The following is a 19369-nucleotide window of genomic DNA, read 5'->3' as shown; positions in this document are numbered from 1 at the left end:
CATACCATCCGTTCCTGCCGCTCCAGTGGCACCAGTGGCGCCAGTAGCTCCAGTTTCACCTTGGATTCCTTGTGCTCCTGTTGCCCCAGTGGCACCCATATCTCCTTTGTCACCCTTGGCTCCGGTTGCACCAGTGGTACCTGTATCTCCTTTCGCTCCATCAGCGCCCTTTAAGCCTCTTTGACCTGTCAGGTTTGAAGTGGTAAAATATGTTCCGTCCGTATAATTAAAGGTAATGGTGCCGTTGCCATTGTCCACGGTAGATTTTATGCCAACACTGTTCCTGGAAGCATCTGAAGTATTACAAAGGTTTTGCCATTGGATACCGTTGAAGTAGTGGACGCAATTGGTATCCGTATTAAAAACTAAAGCCCCACGAAGAGGCTTAATATTTTCCATTTGAGTTGCAGAAACTCTAGTTAAAACAAATGCTTTGGTAGTGCTTTCCAGTTCTATGATGGAGGCTGCATCAATCTTGTTCGGATTTTGTCCAATTTTAACCTGCGCTATTGCAATATTGGTTGCAATCAAAAATAGCAGGGTTAGTATTTTTTTATAATTCATATAATGGGGAATATATGGAGCTTTAGGATTGTTAAAATTAAAAAACCAAGAACGAGGAGGCACCTAAATGTTGTTAACAGGCCTTTTTTTGTGGTGTAGTAACTATTATAAGGAAGATGTAAGGTGTTTACCCTAGAAAAATGTTGTTGGACGAATGAAAGAAAATCACCCCAATGGACGAAAGAGAATATTTTATCTTTTTAGATAGAGAAAACCTTGGTAATTAAGATTAAGATCCTTCATAGCAATCAGGTAAAAATATACTCCAGAAGGCAGCCCTATTTTACGGTTTACGATTATATTATCGCTATTGGCAAATCCGGTGAAACCGTTGGTGTAATTATTTTCAGAATAGACTAAAAGCCCATTCCTGTCATATATTCTTAAAGTATCGTCATTAGAAAGTTCTAATTCCGGAATATACAGCCAATCGTTGATGCCATCGCTATTTGGGGTGACCAAATAATTATCAAGTGTCAATATCTCTTTTGGAGTGGCTACCGAAGCAAAAGTAATAATAGCATAATCGTTGGGTATAAAGCTATCCGAAGTTAGGAATCCCATTGCCAAGTCACCACTTAAGGCCGTAACTCCTAAATTTACCCAGGTTCTACCAGTTATACTCCAACCTACAGGGATAATATTCATAGCATCTCCGGTAATGGCAGCAATATTACTTCGGGCATTCCAGCTTATGCTTACAGTAGACGGAATAGTTCCTTCCAAGTGCCAAAATTCTGTGCTACTTATTTCTCCAATAGTTCTGGGTTTTTTACTTAAATCAAAAATTTGTGGAAAGCTAGGGGGACTAGCGGCACTTTCGAAATAATAGGCACATTTGGCGAAGGTGTTGGTGTCGTTGCTATTTAAAATTAGAGGGCGAAGCTGTTCGTCATCCCCAATAGGAAATGTAAAGTTTTGTTGGTTGTTGACAGCTGCATAGCCAGCAATTTTTGAGGAGCCATTTTCTCCGACGTAGAAGGCATCTTCCATAAAATTATAGTAAAGGTCCTGTTGTGGTCTAGGGGTGATAAAGTTGCCGATTATAAAATTGGTATTGTTTACCGTACTTACCCCAGTATCCAGTAACACTCCCTTATCATTGGATATTTCTGTGTCATAAAATATGGGTATAAAAGCTCCTGATATTGTGATGGAATTATTCCCATAAAAACCCGCTAGACCTAGGTTTTGGTCAAAAGAGGCATTGTTGATCAGATTCGTATGAAAGCCAATCTGTCCTTGGTCGTGAATACGAATGTTGCCACTATTAAACAGTGCCGTTTGGGCTTGTAGATTAAGCGCGAATAGAAGAAGCAGTATGTGGACATGCATTTTCATCCTTAATTTATTTGCTGCCAGTTGCTGCCATCACTTTGGAGTTGTGTGACGCCAGGAAAAACATCAGTTTCGTTTAAACCGTTACTATTAAGGTAGTCCGTTATAGAAATATTTATACTTGAAATATTTTTAATTATATATATGCGGCCTATATTGTCGCTTGAAGGGGTTGGTAATTGTATTGTCGTAACTCCAGTATTAACTATTACTGTATGATCACTGTCGGTGATAACTACTGTTATAGAGTTATCGATTCTAATATTTGTAGCAAATGATCCCCCAGTATGGAGGGTAGAGTTAGGAGTAGGGGACCCTATGCCTACCCTTTGATTAGGATCGATAGTAATGGCTTCATTGTTATTAGTAGCAAATCGGAGCCACCCTATAGGTCCGGCAGATCTGTACATTCCCGTACTTAAGTCTTCAGCAAAGCGATAGGAGGGAAGGCTTGAAGTGCCGTTGGCGTTAAGAATAGCCGAGCCTCTTATAGCACCAACAACTTGTAGCTTATGGGAAGGAGAGCTTGTGCCCACTCCCAACCGATTATCGGTAGCGTCCCAAAATATTTCTGAATTATTTTCAATGGGCGAACCCGATCCGGAGCCATCATCACTGGCAAAAAATATAGATCCTGAAGTGCCGGCGATGGTAGTTGTTGGGCTAGCCCATGTAGCTGTTCCTGCACCATCTGTCGTCAATACCTGGTTTGCGATTCCTCTGTCGGTTGGTAGAGTGGTAGAAGCTGGACCATTGTTGATAGTTGTTTGCCCTACAATTTCCAAAGTTCCATTTACAGTGGTATTCCCAGAAGCAAGAGTTCCTGTTGTAGAAACTGGAAGAGCACCAAAATTAGGGTCTATTTTTGTTCCTTGAATTGCTGCCGAGGGCGATATATCTATATCTTCTATGGTAGTATCTGTAATTTTTTCGGAAGTAATTTGATCATCGGCCACCGAAAATACGGTCCCAACTAGGGTAAGGGCCTCCCCTGGAGTATAGGTAGTATTATTGTCTACGGGTAGCGATTGCCAATTGGCTGCTCCTGCACCATCGGTGGTCAAGACCTGATCTGGAGCTCCTCTGTCCAAAGGAAGGAGAGTAGCATTTATGCCTGAATTAATAGTTGTTTGCCCTGTAATCTCCAAAGTTCCATTTACAGTGGTATTCCCAGAAGTCAGGGTACCTGTGGTAGAAACTGGAAGAGCACCAAAATTAGGGTCTATTTTTGTTCCCAGAATCGCTGCCGAGGGCGATATGTCGATGTCAGTAATGGTGTTGTCCAGAATTTCAATGGAGGTAATACCATCCGTGTTCACAGCCAAGGTATATGGAGAAATGTTATCCCCATCTCCCGATCTTATTAAGGTCGAATTTGTGGCTCCCGTTATTTCATTCCCAATAATACCATCCGTCTCGGTAACAATTAAATCAGATTCCCCAACTAAAAGCCACTCATTGCCATCCCAACGCATAAGTTGCCCTGCAGAACCTCCGTCGGCCAACTTTGATAGGGTAACGTGCCCATCTAATAATATATCGGAATTGACGGAATTAAATGCAATATGAGGGGTGCCCACTTGAAAGTCTGCTATTTTTTCCGAGGTAATCGCATCATCTCTTATTTGAAGTCCATTGGTTGGGTCAATTTCTATGGTAGTTCCATCTACATTTACCTGTAAATCCATACCTACTAAGGCCGCATTATCCATTACTCCACTAATACTCCCATTAGACGAAATCACATTCTGTCCTAAACTAGCGGCGGTCGTTGCTGCATCTTGCCATTCTGGGTCACCATTGGCATCGGTCCCTAAAATTTTATTGGCATCTAGTATTCCTTGTGTCCCTATTTTTTCAGTAGTAATTCCATTATCAGAAACCCTAACCCTAGCAGTTAAAAGGGTAGCACCCGTTCCGCCTTCTATAGTAATGGAACTATCTCCCACCTCTAAATTTTGCCCTAGGATATTACTGCTGTTTAAGGGTGCCCATACTGCTGTGGGTTGAGGAGGATTACCCGCAATTTGAGTTTGAAGTACATCGTTTAGTAAGCCTGCTTGCATTTTTATAGCAGTAATAGATCTATTCTGTATGTGAAAACCTCCATTAATGGCAGTACCCGAAATATCTTCCCTGGTAATACTTCGATCTTGAATATGGGTGCCATTTATTTCAGCAACCTTAAAATCATAGTTATTATTGGTTTTGGAAATCGCAATGGTAGAGTCAGAAGAAAAAGTATTGATGTTTATGGAGTCTAAGGCCACAGTTAGAGAGGAATTGTTGCTGTCTGTTAAAACCAAGTTGCCGTTCTCTAGAAGAAAACTAGTATTGGTGGTGTTAAGAATTATAGTAGTGTTTTGGTCGGCATTGGTAAATGTATAGGTGCCATCGCCATTGTCTTCCAAACTAATATTCCCTGAATTGGTAAGAGCATCACATAGATTTAACCATTGGGTTCCATTGTAATAATGTATGCAATTAGAATCTGTATTATAGATTAATGCGCCTTGTAGGGGAACAATGGCGTTCATTTGAGCGGTACTGATACGGGTAATAACTAAGGCTCTGGTACTGCTTTCTAATTCTAATACTGATCCAGGGGCTATATTTTGTGGGTTATCCCCAATTTTAATTTGCCCCTGGGCAGAAATGCCAAACAGCAGGAGAAAAAATAGGAGGAAGCTATAGGTTTTCATCTGTTTATGTTTGTTGTTTTCCACCAGTAAACGAAAACCTTATGTTGTTAAAATACCCGTTCCTTCTTGGAGACGAATACTTTTATAGCGGTTTTCTTAATTTATGATAGGTTGGAACCGCCATGGACGAACATAGGACACTTTCCGTAAACGCAATGGTTAGTACTCTATCGAACAATGTCCCGATAGTCATGGGTAATTTAAGCTTGGTAAGTACGATTCTTATCAAGACAATATCGTCTTATGGTGTTAAGAATCATGGGGTTAACAAAAATAGAATTATAAAGGCATAATTCTGTTTTTATCGGCTAAAATACTTGAGTTAATAGGTAAAAGGAATTCTAATTCCGTTAAAAAGGAATGACTTGACTTTCGTAAGGTGTTTTTCCAGCTTCAAAGATCCGGGCACTGCCCTTCCCTTTTAGGCTATTTCGATTTCCATGAACCAAAATATAGTCTCCTTCTCTTAATCCAATGACGGGAGTCGAATTAAATACATGGAACTCACGTATACGGGTTTCCCTAGTTTCCCCTTTGTGGGTACTATTGGGATTTGGGTCTAAATAATGAGGGTTTAAGTTAAAATTGACAACTCCTAAAGTATCAAAACTAGGCGGATAGGCAATTGGCATGTCATTGGTGGTTTTCATGCTGGGGCCAGCAATATTGCTGCCTGCACTGGTGCCAAAATAAGGGGTTCCTGCTTCTATTTTATTTCTTAAAGGCTCTAATAGTTGTAGTTCATGCAGTTGTTGGACCAAAAGAAAGGTGTTTCCGCCCCCAGTATAAAAGGCTTCGGCTTCTGAAATAGCTTTTATAGGGTCTTTATAAGTATGTAAGCCAATAACTTTTTTATCGATTTTAGAAAAAGCTGTTGCCGCCATGGTTGTATAGTCGTCATGGGAAATACCACCAGGTCTGGCATAAGGAATAAAAGTGATGACATTAACGCCAATAAAAAAAGATTGTAACTCTTTTAATAAATATTCCAAATAGCTTTGTCCAAACAAGGTTGAAGTACTGGCAAGTAATAATTTTCTCATATTCTAATTTCCAATAATACGCTCAAACTACAAATTAACAAAAGATTAATGGTCCATTTCTTTTTTTTAAGGCCAACTTAAATTTTCTTTATCTCCTTGATCATTCGATAGGTATTAATAAATGGGAAGTGTAAGGGAAAAGTTTTATAAGAAAACACCCATTTTATAGCTTAATTTATCTAAATTTAAATAAAAAATGCGACAAATATATTTCTTTATAATTACCTTTTTAATGATAACCGCTGGGTACTCTCAAGACGATGGCAGAATATATTTAAGGGGACAGGTGCTTTATAGAGATGTTAACGTTCCTAATGAAAACGTAATTAATGTAAATACGGAAAAAGCTACTATTACAAATGATAACGGCGAGTTTGGGATTTATGTAAAAGAAGGAGATGAGATTGTTTTTACAGCCATTAATTACCAATTAAAGGTTGTTAAGGTTACAGATGAAATTCTTAAGAAAAATCGTTTGGTAGTGGAAGTAAAGGAAAAAGTCACAGAATTAGATGAGGTGGTGGTAACACCGGAAAATCAAGAGAAATTTATTCAGGTTACCAATAAGGAACTACTTTTGCATAAGTATGAGTATGAGACAGACCGTTCTACCGAGGTCGAAAATATTGCGTTGTCACAATCTGAAAAAGGGATGAAGGACGGGATAAATTTTGTTAATATTTTTAAAGCGCTCCTAAATGCAACCAAAGGGGATAAAGCACAGGAAGAAAGAGCTCCTTTAAAAGTGAGCGAAGTACTAAGACAGGTGTATGATGATGAGTTTTTTGTAGTAGATTTAAAACTTCCACAAGACAAGATAAACGAATTTTTATTGTACTGCGATGCTCAGATGCCAGGGCAATCCTTGTTGAAGAAAAGCAATGAATTTCAGTTAATAGATTTTTTGGTAACCCATAGCAAGACCTTTTTAAACGAATTGAAAGTCCAAGAATAGGACTTTTAGAATATGCTGTTGGCGGAGAAGTCTTTGGTTTATATGGTGTTTTTTAAAGAAATGGGACATTTAGGGAAATGGGGCTTTAAAGTTTTATTGCTTTTTATAGGACTGTGTGCCATCTCCACATATGGCTATGGCCAAAGCTTGGGAGAAAAAATAATAGAAGGAAAAGTGTATAGCAAAGACGGTGATGTTGCCGCAACACATGTATTAAATACTACTACAAAGAAAGCAACAATCACCAATATAGATGGTTTTTTTACAATTGTTGTACAACTCAATGATACGCTAGTTTTTTCCGCGGTGCAGTACCAAAGGAAAAACATTGTGATAAATGAAGCTATTCTCGAAAGTTCCTTTTTATCCATTCCTTTGGAAGAGTCTAATATTGCATTGGATGAGGTTATTGTAATGCCCTATAACTTAAGTGGAGATTTAAGTAGGGATATGGGGAATATGTCTACTCCTTCGGTTATTACTTCCAGTACCCTAGGGCTTCCAAATGCATATATAAGAATTCCCACAAAGGCAGAAAGGCAATTGTACGAAGCTACTTCTGGTGGGGGATTTATACCGTTGTTTCCCATAATCAATGGTATTAGTGGGCGTACAAAACAATTGAAAGAATTAGTGGCCACTCAAAAAAAATATGCCAGAACGCAACGTGTCAAAAGTTTTTTCCAAGACTCCGTTTATGTCAAGGACCTTAATATACCTCAGGGGAAATTAGACGATTTTTTTTACTTCTGTGAAATAGATCCCGTCTTTTCATTGCTAGTAGAAACGGGAGATCAATTAAAACTTTTGGATTATTTAAAAGAGAAAAGCCAAAACTACCGGGAAAATAATGGCTTGAACTAGAGCTTTTTCTTGGGGGTAGGCAATGGCTCCAAGAAAGTGTTTTATGAATAGTAATAGAAATATTGGTACAGTCATTGCTTACTTTTGTAGCCTAAAAGAATATTTATGCAAGTTTTAAAGAAGTTTGTTTTTATTTTAATAATACCAACCTTGGCCTTTACAATGGCCCATAAATTTTATGTGAGCGTTAGCAATATAGCCTATTCCGAAAAGGATCAGTCACTGCAAATTACGACCCGTGTTTTTATCGATGATCTAGAGAAAGCATTGGAAGAGCGCTATGGTGTTAAAACAAAATTAGCGACAAAAAAAGAGGTTACAAATGCTTCCGAATATATAGAGAAATACCTGAACGCAAAATTTAATATTTCTCTGAATGAAGAACATAAACAGTATGTTTTTATAGGGAGAAAGTACGATACCGATATGGTTATTTGTTATTTGGAAGTGCCTATGGTAAACCTAAAAACAACCACAACTATTAGCGTGCAAAACGAGTTGTTAATGGATGTTTTTGAGGAACAACAAAATATTGTTCATTTTAAAATCAATGGCAAAAAAAAGAGTTTTATTCTTATAAAGGAGAGTAATAAAGGAATGTTAAATTTATGACCTTCATTAAGGTTTCTTTAAAAAAGAGTTAATTTTCGTCCGCTAATAAATAAAATAAAAATATGAACAAAGTAAAACATGTCTTTGCATCACTGTTGTTCTTGTTTGCCGCTTTTGGAATGGCGCAGGAAGTAGTGAAAAAGGAAAGAGAGCCTGGTCATCTTAATCAGAATAGATTTAAACAAATGTACGAGGAGTTTGCTACTCCAAATACCTATAGGTCTGCTTCAGGTGCCCCAGGGCCTGATTATTATCAACAACAGGCAGATTATAAGATGGATATAGAACTAGACGATAAAGAAGCTAAACTTTATGGGACAGAGACCATTACTTATACCAATAATTCTCCAGATGATTTAGAGTACCTATGGGTACAATTAGATCAAAATGTAAGATCTAAGGATTCAAAATCGCCATTGCGGGATGGTAGCGGAGTTCCGATGGCAGATCAAGTAGAAGGTTTTGTACAAAAATATATGAACGAGCCTTTCGATGGCGGGTTTAATATTGAATACGTAAAAGATGCCAATGGAAAACCATTGCCATATACCATCAATCAAACAATGATGCGTATAGACCTTCCACAAGTGTTGAAGAGCAAGAGTCAAGTGTCTTTCTCTATAAAATGGTGGTACAATATTCCTGATCATACGCTTACCAGAGCTAGGTCTGGCTATGAATACTTTCCTAAAGATGGGAACAGAGCCTATGTAATAGCACAGTTCTTTCCAAGAATGGCCGTGTATAGTGATGTTGAAGGATGGCAAAACCATCAATTTTGGGGGAGTGGAGAATTTGCCCTTCCTTTCGGAGACTACGAAGTAAATATCACCGTTCCTGCAGATCATATTTTAGATGGAACTGGAGAGCTTCAAAATAGAAAACAAGTATTTACCAAAGAAATGCTTAGGCGTTATGAAGAGGCTACAAAATCTTACGATAAGCCGGTTATCATAGTCTCGCAGGAAGAGGCCGAAGCAGCAGAAAAAGGATTCTCTGAAAAAAAGAAAACTTGGAAACTAAAGGCTAAGAATGTAAGGGATTTTGCTTTTGCTACTTCACGTAAATTTGTATACGATATGCAGGCCGTAAAGGTAGGAGAGAAAGATGTTATGGCTATTTCCATGTATCCTAAAGAAGGAAATCCTCTTTGGGAAGAATATTCAACCAAGGCAGTAGCCCATACATTGAAATCTTATTCTAAATATACCTTTGATTATCCGTATTCAAAGGCAATTTCTGTTCATGCAAAGAACCAAGGAATGGAGTACCCAATGATTTGTTGGAATTACGGAAGACCAAATGAAGACGGAACCTATTCTGATAGGGTAAAATATGGTATGATCTCGGTAATTATTCATGAAATAGGACACAACTTTTTCCCAATGATCGTTAACTCTGACGAGCGCCAGTGGGGATGGATGGATGAAGGTTTGGATACCTTTTTACAATATATAGCTGAACAGGAATTTGGTGAAATTTATCCAGAAGCCATTCACCCTAATAGTAAGTATCCGTCCAGAAGAGGAGAGGCTTCTAAAATTGTTCCTTACATGGCTGGAGACCAAAGTACTATTGCTCCAATCATGTCTAACCCAGAAAATGTATACCAATTGGGAGCAAATGCCTATGGGAAACCTGCGACGGCACTTAATATTCTTAGAGAAACCGTAATGGGGAGGGAGCTGTTCGATCACGCTTTTAAAACTTATGCCCGTCGTTGGATGTTTAAACACCCTTCTCCGGAAGATTTTTTTAGAACAATGGAAGACGCCTCGGCAGTAGACTTAGATTGGTTTTGGAGATCTTGGTTCTATACTACCGATTATGTGGATATAGGTGTTAAAAATGTAAAAAAATACTATGTTTCTAATCAGCCCTCAAAAAAAATGCAGCAATATATGGCTGCCAGAAACATAACGGAAGCAGATTTACCTCCTTTAGTTTATTTGGCTGAAGAAGATAGTGAAGATTTTAATCCAGGGTTAAAAGGTAAAGCGCCTTCCGAAAATTCTGTGCCTCTGAAAGAATTTATGATGGATAAGTTGACTGCTGCAGAACGCGATGCCATAAAAGAGCCAAAATATTTTTATGAGGTTACTTTTGTAAAACCAGGTGGAATTCCAATGCCGCTGATCGTCGAGTATACTTATGCAGACGGTAGCAAGGAAAACATAACCTATCCTCCACAGATTTGGAGAAAAAATGATAAGGAAGTAAAACGTGTTGTTACTTCTCAAAAAGAATTGGTAGGGATTGTTGTAGATCCTAAGGCCGAGACGGCTGATATTGATACGACCAATAATTCTTGGCCTTCTAAGGAGGTGGAATCGGATTTTGATGTATTTAAAAAGAATGTCCAAGGAGAATAATAAAGTGTATTAGTATAAAAAGGCCCTATCATTAACCAGTGATAGGGCCTTTTTAGTTCATTTAAATTCCTAAAAAAGTTAACTGTTTTTTATATGCAACTGAAAAACTTCTGATTATATTTGTGACATGTTTAGTACTATAATTTTATTCATAAGCGGAGCCGAAATATTCTTTATCATGTTTATCGTGGTAATGGTTTTTGGAGCTGACAAAATTCCAGACATAGCCAAAGGCTTAGGGAAGGGTATGCGTCAATTGAGGGATGCAACAGATGATATTAAGCAAGAAATTCAGAAAAGTGCCGAGAAACAAGGTATAGATACGAGTTTTACCAATGATATCCGAAACGAAATCGATAAGGTAAAAGAAAGCGTTGATGACGTGAGCGGCGTTGTCAAAAGGAAGTAGTATGTTCGAAAAATTACTGGAGTGGGACAGGAATAGTTTTATTTTTTTAAACAACCTGGGAATCGAAGGGTACGACCTGTTCTGGTCTTTAATCACTAATTTTTCTACATGGATTCCACTTTTTGTTCTGTTTCTTGTTCTTATCTTCAAAAACTATCCTAAGAAGGAAGCTCTGTCGATGCTTATTACCATTATTGGTACCGTTATTCTCATCGCCATGGTAACTGGTGTTGTGAAGGAATTGATCGCGAGACTGCGACCAGCCGATAATGATGAAATAAAATCATTGATCAGAGTGCTTGTAGATCCTTATGGTTTTAGTTTCTTTTCTGGTCATGCCGCGAGTTCCTTTGGTATTACCACCATCGTTTATCTATTTTTAAAAGAAAAAATTAATTGGGGCCTTTTCTTTTATATATGGCCGTTCCTTTTTGTTTTCAGCCGAATATATGTAGGGGTACATTACCCATTAGACCTTATTGTAGGAGCAATGGTAGGGATCCTATTTGCAGTGTTTAGCTATAGGTTGTACAAAGGATTAAAGAACCCTGCTCAGGGTAAGGCCATCTCTGATCGGTAGCAAAACGGTTTCTACTCTGGGATCTTCCTTTAATTTTCTGTTGTAATCCAATAAAACCTTAGTGGCTTTGTCCTTCGGATTTAAAGGTTCTACGACCTTACCGGACCAAAGTACATTGTCGGAAAGTATAATGCTTCCTGGACGACATTTCTTTAGGCAAGCTTCAAAGTAATGGTCGTAACTAACCTTTTCTGCATCTATAAAAACCAGGTCAAAAACAGTGTCCAATGTTGGAATGATATTTAAGGCATCCCCGGTATGCTGTACGATTTGGGAACCATAATCACTGGCATCAAAATATTTTCTTTGAATATCATACAACTCTTCATTGATATCTATAGTGTGCAATGTTCCTTGCCTTTGTAAACCTTCGGCAAGACATAGGGCAGAATAGCCAGTATAAGTTCCAATTTCTAAAATAGCTTTAGGCCCTATTATTTTAGACAAAAGGCTTAATACTCTACCCTGAAAATGCCCCGTTATCATTCTAGGCTGAATTACTTTTAGATGGGTCTCCCGTGTTAGTCGTTGTAATAATTCTGGCTCATTTTCAGAATGGTCAGCTAAATATTTTTCCAGTAAGGGAGATAAAAAATGCATATTGAAATTTTTGCAAAACTATGGAATTATCCGGTACTTTAATAGTTTAGTTAATCACCTAGTACTAAAACTTACATTCTTATGGTAGAAAATTTTGTCTCTCGAGCGGCCACCTTGGAAGATCTAGATGTTTTATTAAGTTTCGAACAAGGAATTATTTTGGCAGAAAGGCCTTATGACTGCACTTTAAAAAAAGACCCTATTACCTATTACGATCTTAAAGAATTAATTTTATCCAAAGATTCCGAAGTGGTAGTCGCTCTCCACGGTACTAAAATAGTAGGATCTGGTTATGCTTTAATAAAACAGGCCAAACCCTATTTGAGGCATAAAAAATATGCCTATTTAGGATTTATGTACACAGCTCCTGAGTATAGGGGCAAAGGAATTAATAAAGAAATTATGAAAGCCCTTAAGAAATGGGCAAGGACAAACAGACTCACGGAGCTTAGGTTAACGGTTTATAATGATAATGCTCCGGCCATAAAGGCTTATGAAAAAGTGGGCTTTAAAGCACATATTTTAGAAATGCGAATGGATGTTGATTGAACCCTTTTAGTTCGTTGGGTAATTTGTATTTTTGACAAAAAATAAAGCTACTTATGGAATTTGAAAACTCATTGAATTTTGCACAACAATTGGATGCTAAGGACCCACTGAGAAAATACAGGGAGCAATTTCATTTTCCAAAGGTCAATGATAAAGATGTAATATATTTTACAGGGAATTCTTTAGGATTGCAACCAAAGCGTACGCAACAATTCGTGAATGACATTATGACGGATTGGAAAAACCTTGCGGTAGAAGGACATTTCCATGCCGAAAAATCGTGGTGGGATTATCATGAAAGGTTGGCAGCACCCTTGGCAAAGGTGGTAGGAGCCAAACCTCAAGAAGTTTCGGTGATGAATACCTTAACAGTAAATCTCCATATGTTAATGGTCTCTTTTTACAGGCCAACCAAAACGAGATATAAAATAATTTGCGAAGAAAAAGCCTTTCCTTCCGATCAATATATGCTTAATAGTCAAGTGAAATTTCATGGCTTTGATCCGGATGAGGCTATTGTAGAGGTGAAAAAAAGGGAAGGTGAGAACTTTTGGAGAACCGAAGATATTATAGCTACAATTAATGAAGTTGGAGATGAATTGGCCTTGTTGCTTATCGGAGGGGTGAATTATTACAATGGCCAGGTTTTTAATATGAAAGAAATCACCAAAGCCGCTAAGGATCAGGGTGCCTATGTTGGTTGGGATTTGGCTCATGGAGCAGGTAATGTAGCGCTGGAATTGCATGATTGGGGAGTAGATTTTGCGGCATGGTGCAGTTATAAATATATGAACAGTGGGCCTGGAAATGCCTCAGGTATCTTTGTGCATGAACAATATTTAAATACAACCGATATCCCTAGGTTTGAAGGATGGTGGGGGACAAAAAAGGAAACCAGATTCTTAATGAAACCCGAGTTCGAGCCTATGGCTAATGCCGATGCATGGCAGGTAAGTAATCCGCCCGTTTTGGCGCTTGCCCCGTATTTAGCTTCTTTGGAAATGTTTGAGGAAGTAGGGATGAAGGCATTAATTGAGAAAAGAAATTGTATTGTTGCCTATTTAGAATTCGTTCTTGGAGAAATTGATAAAGAGGTAGAAGGTACTTTTGAAATATTGACCCCAAAAGATAGGGGCTGTCAATTATCGGTGTTTCTTCATGGCCAAGGGAAGGCCTTATTTCATTATTTAATGGACCAAGGGGTGGTTACCGATTGGAGAGAACCTAATGTCATAAGACTGGCCCCGGCACCATTCTATTGTTCATACGAGGACATGTTCCGATTTGGGCAAATATTAAAGGACGGTATCACTAAAAATTTACCCTAGTAATATACATGCTGTCTTAGACTTATTTTTACAGTATCACTGGTGAATCTAAAAAGTTTTTCGAGGGCATAACTTGGTGTGTTTTATTCCCCATGCCTATAAATTAAAGTAAAATTGTATGGGCGTTCCCTCCTTCGTCGGGCGGGCCCTTGGCTATATCCCTTGCCTTGCTGCGGGGATGCCGCCGCGGTCCCTAACGCAAAAAAATGTGGTAATAGTAAAATTTAGACAGAATAGGCCCGTACAAGGGACGGTAGGTATGAAAGTTAAAAAATAATAAAACGCACCATTGGAGGCCGTTGGTGTAATGAGGCGTAACAGAAAGATACCCCTAAATATATTATTATACCCTGGAGATTGAGTATAGCCATAGTTTTAGAGGCTACTTACTTTATGAAAAAGTCATTAGACTAAGGCGTCTTGAAGGTAATTTTTAATTGATTAAAATATAGTTTAAAACTTCCGTCTTCATTTTTGTGCATGGTAGCTAATTGTAAACCATTATGGTCTTTATAATCTTCCCAAGTTGTAGTAACTGAAGGCGTAGATTGGTTTCCTCTTCGAAACACCCACTCCTTGATTAAAAAATCATCCCCAAAATAAAAGTCATAGGCGTCACCGGGTGTATAACCTCCGTTATTTCCATAAACAATCGTTAATTTTTGCACTGGAGTTTTACTAATTGGGGCTATCGATTCCTTTTGATGTTCGAAGGTGAAATTATGACGGTCCCACATAAGATTAAATGGAGCCAAGAACCAATATTTGTCATTGATGAAGTTTCCATTGATTTTATAGGATATGCTGTCTAATTTATGGCGATTATAAGTAATGGTATCTTGGTTGCCTATAGCGGTGACATCATTTGTGCTAGTGTTCCAGATCCAACTGCGCTCATAGTGTGTGGTATCCCGATCAACATTAAAGGTGAACGCTAATTCTTTAACTTTTTTCCAATCTTTAAAACCATGGGCATTCGCAACTTTTTCTATAATAGATACTTCATCGTTTAAGGCTGCTGTTTTGGTGCTCTTTGCTTCTTTACAGCCTAAAAAGCTAAATATTATGCCAATGGCTACTATTATCTGTTTGTTCATTCAAGGATTTTTGTTCAAAGATAAGACTTATTAGATTTTTCGAGGATAAATCAAATTTAATAGGGTTGAGCCTTGGGTTGAGGTTTCTTTATAAGACCGTTTTTCATCTGAACAATAGGGAACTCGGTTCTTCTATTTAATTCCAATTCATCGTCGGTACAATCGCTTTTTCCAGTACAATTATTGATTAGTCTCCTTTTTCCATATCCTTTATAAGACAATATATGTTCTACGGGAACGCCATGGCCAATTAGGTATTCATAAGTCGCTTTTGCCCTTCTTTCAGATAAATTGTCATTGTAGGCATGGCTTCCTACCGGATCGGTATGGGCTTCTAAACGTATAATCATTTCTGGGTAGGTTATGGTCATCAGTCTTACTACCTTGTCTAATTCTAATGCAGCATCGGGCCTGATATTGGCCTTGTTAAAATCGAAATATATTTTTTTGAGATTGGCCAAAAGCTTGAGGTCAAGTACGGGCTCCAATATTATATCCTGGCGTATGACTCTAGTAGTAATGGGAGTGTTAAAGGTGCTAAAAAATATCTCGGCAGTAGGATGTGTCTTTCTAGAGGCGGTTATCATATAGTTGGTAGCCCTATTGATAAACATTTTGTAATACCCATTTTCATCGGTTTCTATTTCACCAACCTCAGTGTTCATAGTTTGATCAAATAACGATATCCGAACACTGTCCAAAACCTTGTCATTGATGCCATCGGTGACATATCCCTCTAAGGTAAGGGACGGGGTAAATTTAAATTTATAAATATCATCACTTCCTTTTCCTCCTTCACGGTTAGAGCTTATATAACCTGTAATGCCATCTTCATGGGCAAAGAAACCAAAATCATCACTAGAGCTGTTAATAGGAGTACCCAGGTTAATAACATCCACAATCTCGTTGTTTTCATTGGTAATGGTAGAAAAGATGTCTAACTGCCCAAAACCTAGATGACCGTCAGAGGAAAAAAACATATTACCTTCCTTGTTTATAAAAGGAAACATTTCATTGCCTTCGGTATTCACTATTGGACCAGCATTTATAGATGGCCCAATTGCACCTCGTTCGTGAATTTCAGAGTAATAAATATCTGTTCCTCCAAATCCGCCAGGCCTGTCGGAAGTATAATAAAGCCTTTTGCCATCTGGACTAATAAAGGGGTGTCCGGTAGAATAATAGTCGCTATTAATGCGAAGACTTCTATTTACTTTCCATTCACCATCTATCTTAATGGCACTAAAAACTTTTAAATTGATTTCGTTCTTGGCACCATAACCTTCTTTGTTTTTGAAGTAATTGTTTCTTGTAAAGTATACGACTGTATCTTTTTTATAGTCCGTTGTGAAAATCAGGGAGCTTTCATGGAATTTTGTGTTAATATTTCCTTTGATTTTTACTGGAATCGATTCTGGATCCTCTTCATTTACTACAAAAATATCTAACCAAGGCTCGTCATTCCACCCATAATTGCTTCCACTGACCAAATCCTTTCTGGAAGAGGAAAAATAAAGTCGCCCTTCATGGGCAAAGCTGCCAAAATCGCTTTCAGGGGAGTTAAAGGGAAGTGGAAAAACATCGTATCGCTGCCTACTGTTAAATACCACAGAAGCTAGGTTTCCTTCTTTCAAATACCTCCTTAACCTAGAATCGTTTTTATGGTGTTTTTTATATTTTTTGAGCCAACTCTCGGCCTCTTCTTGTTGCCCGTCACTGTAAAGGGCCATACCATACTTAAAATAATAATCCGTGGCCACATTGGGATTGTTAATAATGGCTTTGAAATGCGGAATAGATTTTTTGAACTCCCTGATTAATAGGTAGCATTCCGCTAATTGCTGATGCGCATAAGCTTTATTAAAACCACTTTCGATCATTTTTTCATACTCCTTAATGGCTTTGGCATATGAAAATTGTCCAAAATAATAATCCCCTTTTTTCTGTGCCCCATATTGTGCCATTACCAGTGAGGAGCTCAGCAATAGAACGATTATGATAATTGTATTTTTATAGTTTTTCATGAGCAATAACTTTTATTACTAAAAATATCGTGGCGATTTGGCGGGTCCTTTTTTCTTAAATGCCAATTCATAGATGAGTATGATTTCATGCGTTCCACTAGAATAGGGTTTTAGATCACCCCTGGGAATATCGTATGAATAGCCTATTCTTATGTCTTTGGAAACCTGAAAGTCAATTAGTGCCCCAAAATTGTCGGAATCATTGAACCTATAGGAAACGCCTAACCATAACTTCTCTAAGAAAAGGAAGTTGGCCGTGACATCAAAAGAGGATGGTGCTCCATTGGTGAATTTTGAAAGCACTGTGGGTTTAAACTTAATATTTGGTGAAATGTCAACAACAAACCCTCCAATGGCATAATAACTGTTTCGTTCCAGTGCTTGAAACTCTCCTTTGTTGAGGTCGGTGGTAAGCATCCTTGGAGACGAGAATCCTACATACCATCTTTTAGTGGTATAATAAATTCCTGCTCCCACATTAGGTGACCAGTTATTGAAATTAGAATCAAAAAACGGATCATTGGTATCCGGATTTTCTAATTGATAATTGGTAAATCCTGCTTTTAATCCAAAAGACAATTTTGATTCCTTACTAAATAGCAGGCTATATGAAAAGTCGCCATAAACATAATTAGTGCTTTCAAATCCTAAATGGTCATTAATATAAGAGATTCCTAGTCCAATACGATCATTTCTTAGCGGAGTATGCACAGAAACAGTGGTTGTTTGAGGGTTGCCCTCCAATCCTGCCCACTGATTTCTGTGCAGTGCCGTTAAATTCAAAGTACCCCTACTACCTGCATAGGCAGGGTTTACAGAAATGGTGTTATACATATATTGGGTAAACTGTGGTAGTTGTTGGGCAGAAACCACCGAGCTAAAGGCCAATGTCAGTATTACTAAATGTCTAGTTTTTATAGCTTTCATGTGGTCTAAGTTTATTTAGTACCTAAATAGATGTAACCATTTAAAGGTTCTATGTTTTTGTTAGTTATATTGATGATGTAATAGTAGGTTCCGGCCGGAAGCATTCCTGCGCCCCCAAAAGATCCCTTCGGACCAGTGCCTCCCCAATCATTTTTGTAATCTTGAGACTGGTACACCTTTGACCCCCATCGGTTAAAAATCATCAGGTCAAATTTAAAATCACAATATTCAACCCCGGTAATCGTAAAGAAGTCATTGATACCGTCTCCATTTGCTGTTACGGTGTTGGAAGGAATAATCTGTTCTCTGCCGCAAGGCACGCAATCCTTGTTGACAACAATAGTAAAGTCTGCATAGTATTTACATTCCGAATCCGTATCGCCGTAAGAGATGAGGTATTCTCCGATTTCTAAGTTGGCAGGATTGAAAAAACTACCATTCAATTCCGTATTGCCGCTGACAACGGTAAAGGTTCCATCAGTTTCAAAGGAACTCGGTAGATAGGAGATTAAGTCAATAGAAGAATCTTCTACACATATGTCTATAGTGACCGTTTCTTTATCGGGTTGCATCACAAAAATAATTTGCTCAAGGTTCTCTACATTGTTACAGGCATCAGTAGCTTCCCATGATCTTATGATCATATAATCTTCAGTGTCATCTGATAATCTGATTTCTTCACCAAATACAACTTGATGAGATCCACATCCACCCTCGAATTCAATATTAGGCACCTCGGGTATTTCATCCCCGCACATGATGGTCACTTCCTCATCATACGTACTGAAGGTAACAAACTCTATAGGAATGGTTAATGTTTGGGTGTGAGAAGTGCTGTTTCCAGCGCAATCCGTGGCAGTCCAGGTTCTATTGATAACATAACCAAGAGCACAATTAGCATCGTTGGTTACGGTTTCAGTAAAGACTACCTCTACGTTTTGATCGCAATTGTCTATAGCGGTCAGTTCGGCTGCTTCTGGAACTTCATTACATTGAACCGTTATATCTTGTGGCAGCTCCTCTACAAAGGTTGGAGCTACAGTATCTTCAACGATAATTTGCTGTGTATATACCCGGATATTCCCTACACAATCGGTCATGGTCCATGTTCTATTAATGAAATATTCTGTGGCACATTCATCGTCTTGACCTGTAATGGTTTCCTCAAAAATTTCGGAATAATTACAGTTTGTACCGTCTAAGCTGATTATAGGCACCTCAGGAATGTCATCACAACTTACCGTGGCATCACTTGGGAAATCATCGTCGCTATCATTATCAATAATGTTGCCCGTGGCTTGCGGAGTAATGATTGGTATCAGGTTTATTGAAATGTTAGATAAGTTTACAGTGAAGCTCTCCGTTGTTTCAATAATGATGTCATCAATGATGGGCACGGTAATCT

Annotated in this window: 16 protein-coding genes and 1 pseudogene; 8 read left to right on the top strand and 9 right to left on the bottom strand. The window is 38.2% G+C overall.

The genetic code is table 11. The annotated features are described in order from the left end of the window. The 4 genes and pseudogenes from BUA16_RS19070 to pepE all read right to left on the bottom strand — a co-directional run. Window positions 1–564: pseudogene (locus tag BUA16_RS19070) on the bottom strand (hypothetical protein); the annotation flags it as partial. Window positions 565–756: 192 nt separating this feature from the next. Further along, complete coding sequence (locus BUA16_RS09455) at window positions 757–1899, bottom strand: T9SS type B sorting domain-containing protein (protein WP_245795544.1); 1143 nt, start codon at window positions 1897–1899, stop codon at window positions 757–759. Window positions 1900–1907: 8 nt separating this feature from the next. Further along, window positions 1908–4604: a beta strand repeat-containing protein gene (locus BUA16_RS09450; RefSeq protein WP_143150486.1), complete on the bottom strand. Its 2697-nt coding sequence runs from the start codon at window positions 4602–4604 to the stop codon at window positions 1908–1910. A 350-nt stretch (window positions 4605–4954) separates the two neighbouring features. After that, a complete protein-coding gene (gene pepE, locus BUA16_RS09445; protein WP_072764508.1) occupies window positions 4955–5647 on the bottom strand; it encodes a dipeptidase PepE in 693 nt (230 codons plus the stop codon). A 196-nt stretch (window positions 5648–5843) separates the two neighbouring features. Here pepE and BUA16_RS09440 point away from each other — a divergent pair, with 196 nt between their 5' ends. From BUA16_RS09440 to BUA16_RS09415, 6 genes are all read left to right on the top strand, one after another. Beyond that, window positions 5844–6602: a carboxypeptidase-like regulatory domain-containing protein gene (locus BUA16_RS09440; RefSeq protein WP_072764507.1), complete on the top strand. Its 759-nt coding sequence runs from the start codon at window positions 5844–5846 to the stop codon at window positions 6600–6602. Window positions 6603–6620: 18 nt separating this feature from the next. Beyond that, on the top strand, window positions 6621–7466 hold the full coding sequence (locus BUA16_RS09435; protein WP_245795543.1) for a carboxypeptidase-like regulatory domain-containing protein: 846 nt from the start codon (window positions 6621–6623) through the stop codon (window positions 7464–7466). A 105-nt stretch (window positions 7467–7571) separates the two neighbouring features. After that, window positions 7572–8078 carry a DUF6702 family protein gene (locus BUA16_RS09430; RefSeq protein WP_072764506.1) on the top strand — a complete coding sequence of 169 codons (507 nt, stop codon included), beginning with the start codon at window positions 7572–7574 and terminating at the stop codon, window positions 8076–8078. 62 nt (window positions 8079–8140) lie between these two features. Continuing rightward, the gene (locus tag BUA16_RS09425; RefSeq protein WP_072764505.1) at window positions 8141–10450 is read left to right on the top strand and encodes a M1 family metallopeptidase; all 2310 of its coding nucleotides are present in this window, start codon (window positions 8141–8143) and stop codon (window positions 10448–10450) included. A 127-nt stretch (window positions 10451–10577) separates the two neighbouring features. Further along, a complete protein-coding gene (locus BUA16_RS09420) occupies window positions 10578–10859 on the top strand; it encodes a Sec-independent protein translocase subunit TatA/TatB (protein ID WP_072764504.1) in 282 nt (93 codons plus the stop codon). Window position 10860: 1 nt separating this feature from the next. Next, the gene (locus tag BUA16_RS09415; protein WP_072764503.1) at window positions 10861–11439 is read left to right on the top strand and encodes a phosphatase PAP2 family protein; all 579 of its coding nucleotides are present in this window, start codon (window positions 10861–10863) and stop codon (window positions 11437–11439) included. Here BUA16_RS09415 and BUA16_RS09410 read toward each other — a convergent pair. After that, window positions 11398–12039 (bottom strand): O-methyltransferase, encoded by a 642-nt coding sequence (locus tag BUA16_RS09410; RefSeq protein WP_072764502.1) that lies wholly within the window; start codon window positions 12037–12039, stop codon window positions 11398–11400. The two genes, BUA16_RS09415 and BUA16_RS09410, sit on opposite strands and share 42 nt — an antisense overlap. Before the next feature lie 81 nt (window positions 12040–12120). Between BUA16_RS09410 and BUA16_RS09405 the strand changes: the two genes are divergently transcribed. After that, window positions 12121–12588, top strand: coding sequence for a GNAT family N-acetyltransferase (locus tag BUA16_RS09405; RefSeq protein ID WP_072764501.1), 468 nt, complete (start codon window positions 12121–12123; stop codon window positions 12586–12588). 53 nt (window positions 12589–12641) lie between these two features. Beyond that, window positions 12642–13916 (top strand): kynureninase, encoded by a 1275-nt coding sequence (gene kynU, locus BUA16_RS09400; protein WP_072764500.1) that lies wholly within the window; start codon window positions 12642–12644, stop codon window positions 13914–13916. Window positions 13917–14326: 410 nt separating this feature from the next. Here kynU and BUA16_RS09395 read toward each other — a convergent pair whose 3' ends face one another. The 4 genes from BUA16_RS09395 to BUA16_RS09380 all read right to left on the bottom strand — a co-directional run. Next, window positions 14327–15013, bottom strand: coding sequence for a hypothetical protein (locus BUA16_RS09395; protein WP_072764499.1), 687 nt, complete (start codon window positions 15011–15013; stop codon window positions 14327–14329). Between the two features lie 56 nt (window positions 15014–15069). Next, window positions 15070–17037, bottom strand: a complete 1968-nt coding sequence (locus BUA16_RS09390) for an OmpA family protein (RefSeq protein WP_072764498.1) — start codon at window positions 17035–17037, stop codon at window positions 15070–15072. Between the two features lie 18 nt (window positions 17038–17055). After that, entirely contained in the window at window positions 17056–17964 is a 909-nt protein-coding gene (locus BUA16_RS09385) for a PorP/SprF family type IX secretion system membrane protein (RefSeq protein ID WP_072764497.1), read from the bottom strand. An 11-nt stretch (window positions 17965–17975) separates the two neighbouring features. Next, window positions 17976–19369 (bottom strand): T9SS type B sorting domain-containing protein (locus BUA16_RS09380; RefSeq protein ID WP_143150484.1); only part of this gene is annotated, 1394 nt, incomplete at its 5' end.

The organism is Arenibacter nanhaiticus (assembly GCF_900141935.1).
GTDB classification, from domain to species: domain Bacteria; phylum Bacteroidota; class Bacteroidia; order Flavobacteriales; family Flavobacteriaceae; genus Arenibacter; species Arenibacter nanhaiticus.
This window is presented reverse-complemented; position numbering and strand designations above follow the sequence as displayed.

Coding starts and splice junctions, on each gene's coding strand:
- BUA16_RS09455 (WP_245795544.1), bottom strand. CDS start 1,899: ATGCATGTCCACATACTGCTTCTTCTATTCGCGCTTAATCTACAAGCC.
- BUA16_RS09450 (WP_143150486.1), bottom strand. CDS start 4,604: ATGAAAACCTATAGCTTCCTCCTATTTTTTCTCCTGCTGTTTGGCATT.
- pepE (WP_072764508.1), bottom strand. CDS start 5,647: ATGAGAAAATTATTACTTGCCAGTACTTCAACCTTGTTTGGACAAAGC.
- BUA16_RS09440 (WP_072764507.1), top strand. CDS start 5,844: ATGCGACAAATATATTTCTTTATAATTACCTTTTTAATGATAACCGCT.
- BUA16_RS09430 (WP_072764506.1), top strand. CDS start 7,572: ATGCAAGTTTTAAAGAAGTTTGTTTTTATTTTAATAATACCAACCTTG.
- BUA16_RS09425 (WP_072764505.1), top strand. CDS start 8,141: ATGAACAAAGTAAAACATGTCTTTGCATCACTGTTGTTCTTGTTTGCC.
- BUA16_RS09420 (WP_072764504.1), top strand. CDS start 10,578: ATGTTTAGTACTATAATTTTATTCATAAGCGGAGCCGAAATATTCTTT.
- BUA16_RS09415 (WP_072764503.1), top strand. CDS start 10,861: ATGTTCGAAAAATTACTGGAGTGGGACAGGAATAGTTTTATTTTTTTA.
- BUA16_RS09410 (WP_072764502.1), bottom strand. CDS start 12,039: ATGCATTTTTTATCTCCCTTACTGGAAAAATATTTAGCTGACCATTCT.
- BUA16_RS09405 (WP_072764501.1), top strand. CDS start 12,121: ATGGTAGAAAATTTTGTCTCTCGAGCGGCCACCTTGGAAGATCTAGAT.
- kynU (WP_072764500.1), top strand. CDS start 12,642: ATGGAATTTGAAAACTCATTGAATTTTGCACAACAATTGGATGCTAAG.
- BUA16_RS09395 (WP_072764499.1), bottom strand. CDS start 15,013: ATGAACAAACAGATAATAGTAGCCATTGGCATAATATTTAGCTTTTTA.
- BUA16_RS09390 (WP_072764498.1), bottom strand. CDS start 17,037: ATGAAAAACTATAAAAATACAATTATCATAATCGTTCTATTGCTGAGC.
- BUA16_RS09385 (WP_072764497.1), bottom strand. CDS start 17,964: ATGAAAGCTATAAAAACTAGACATTTAGTAATACTGACATTGGCCTTT.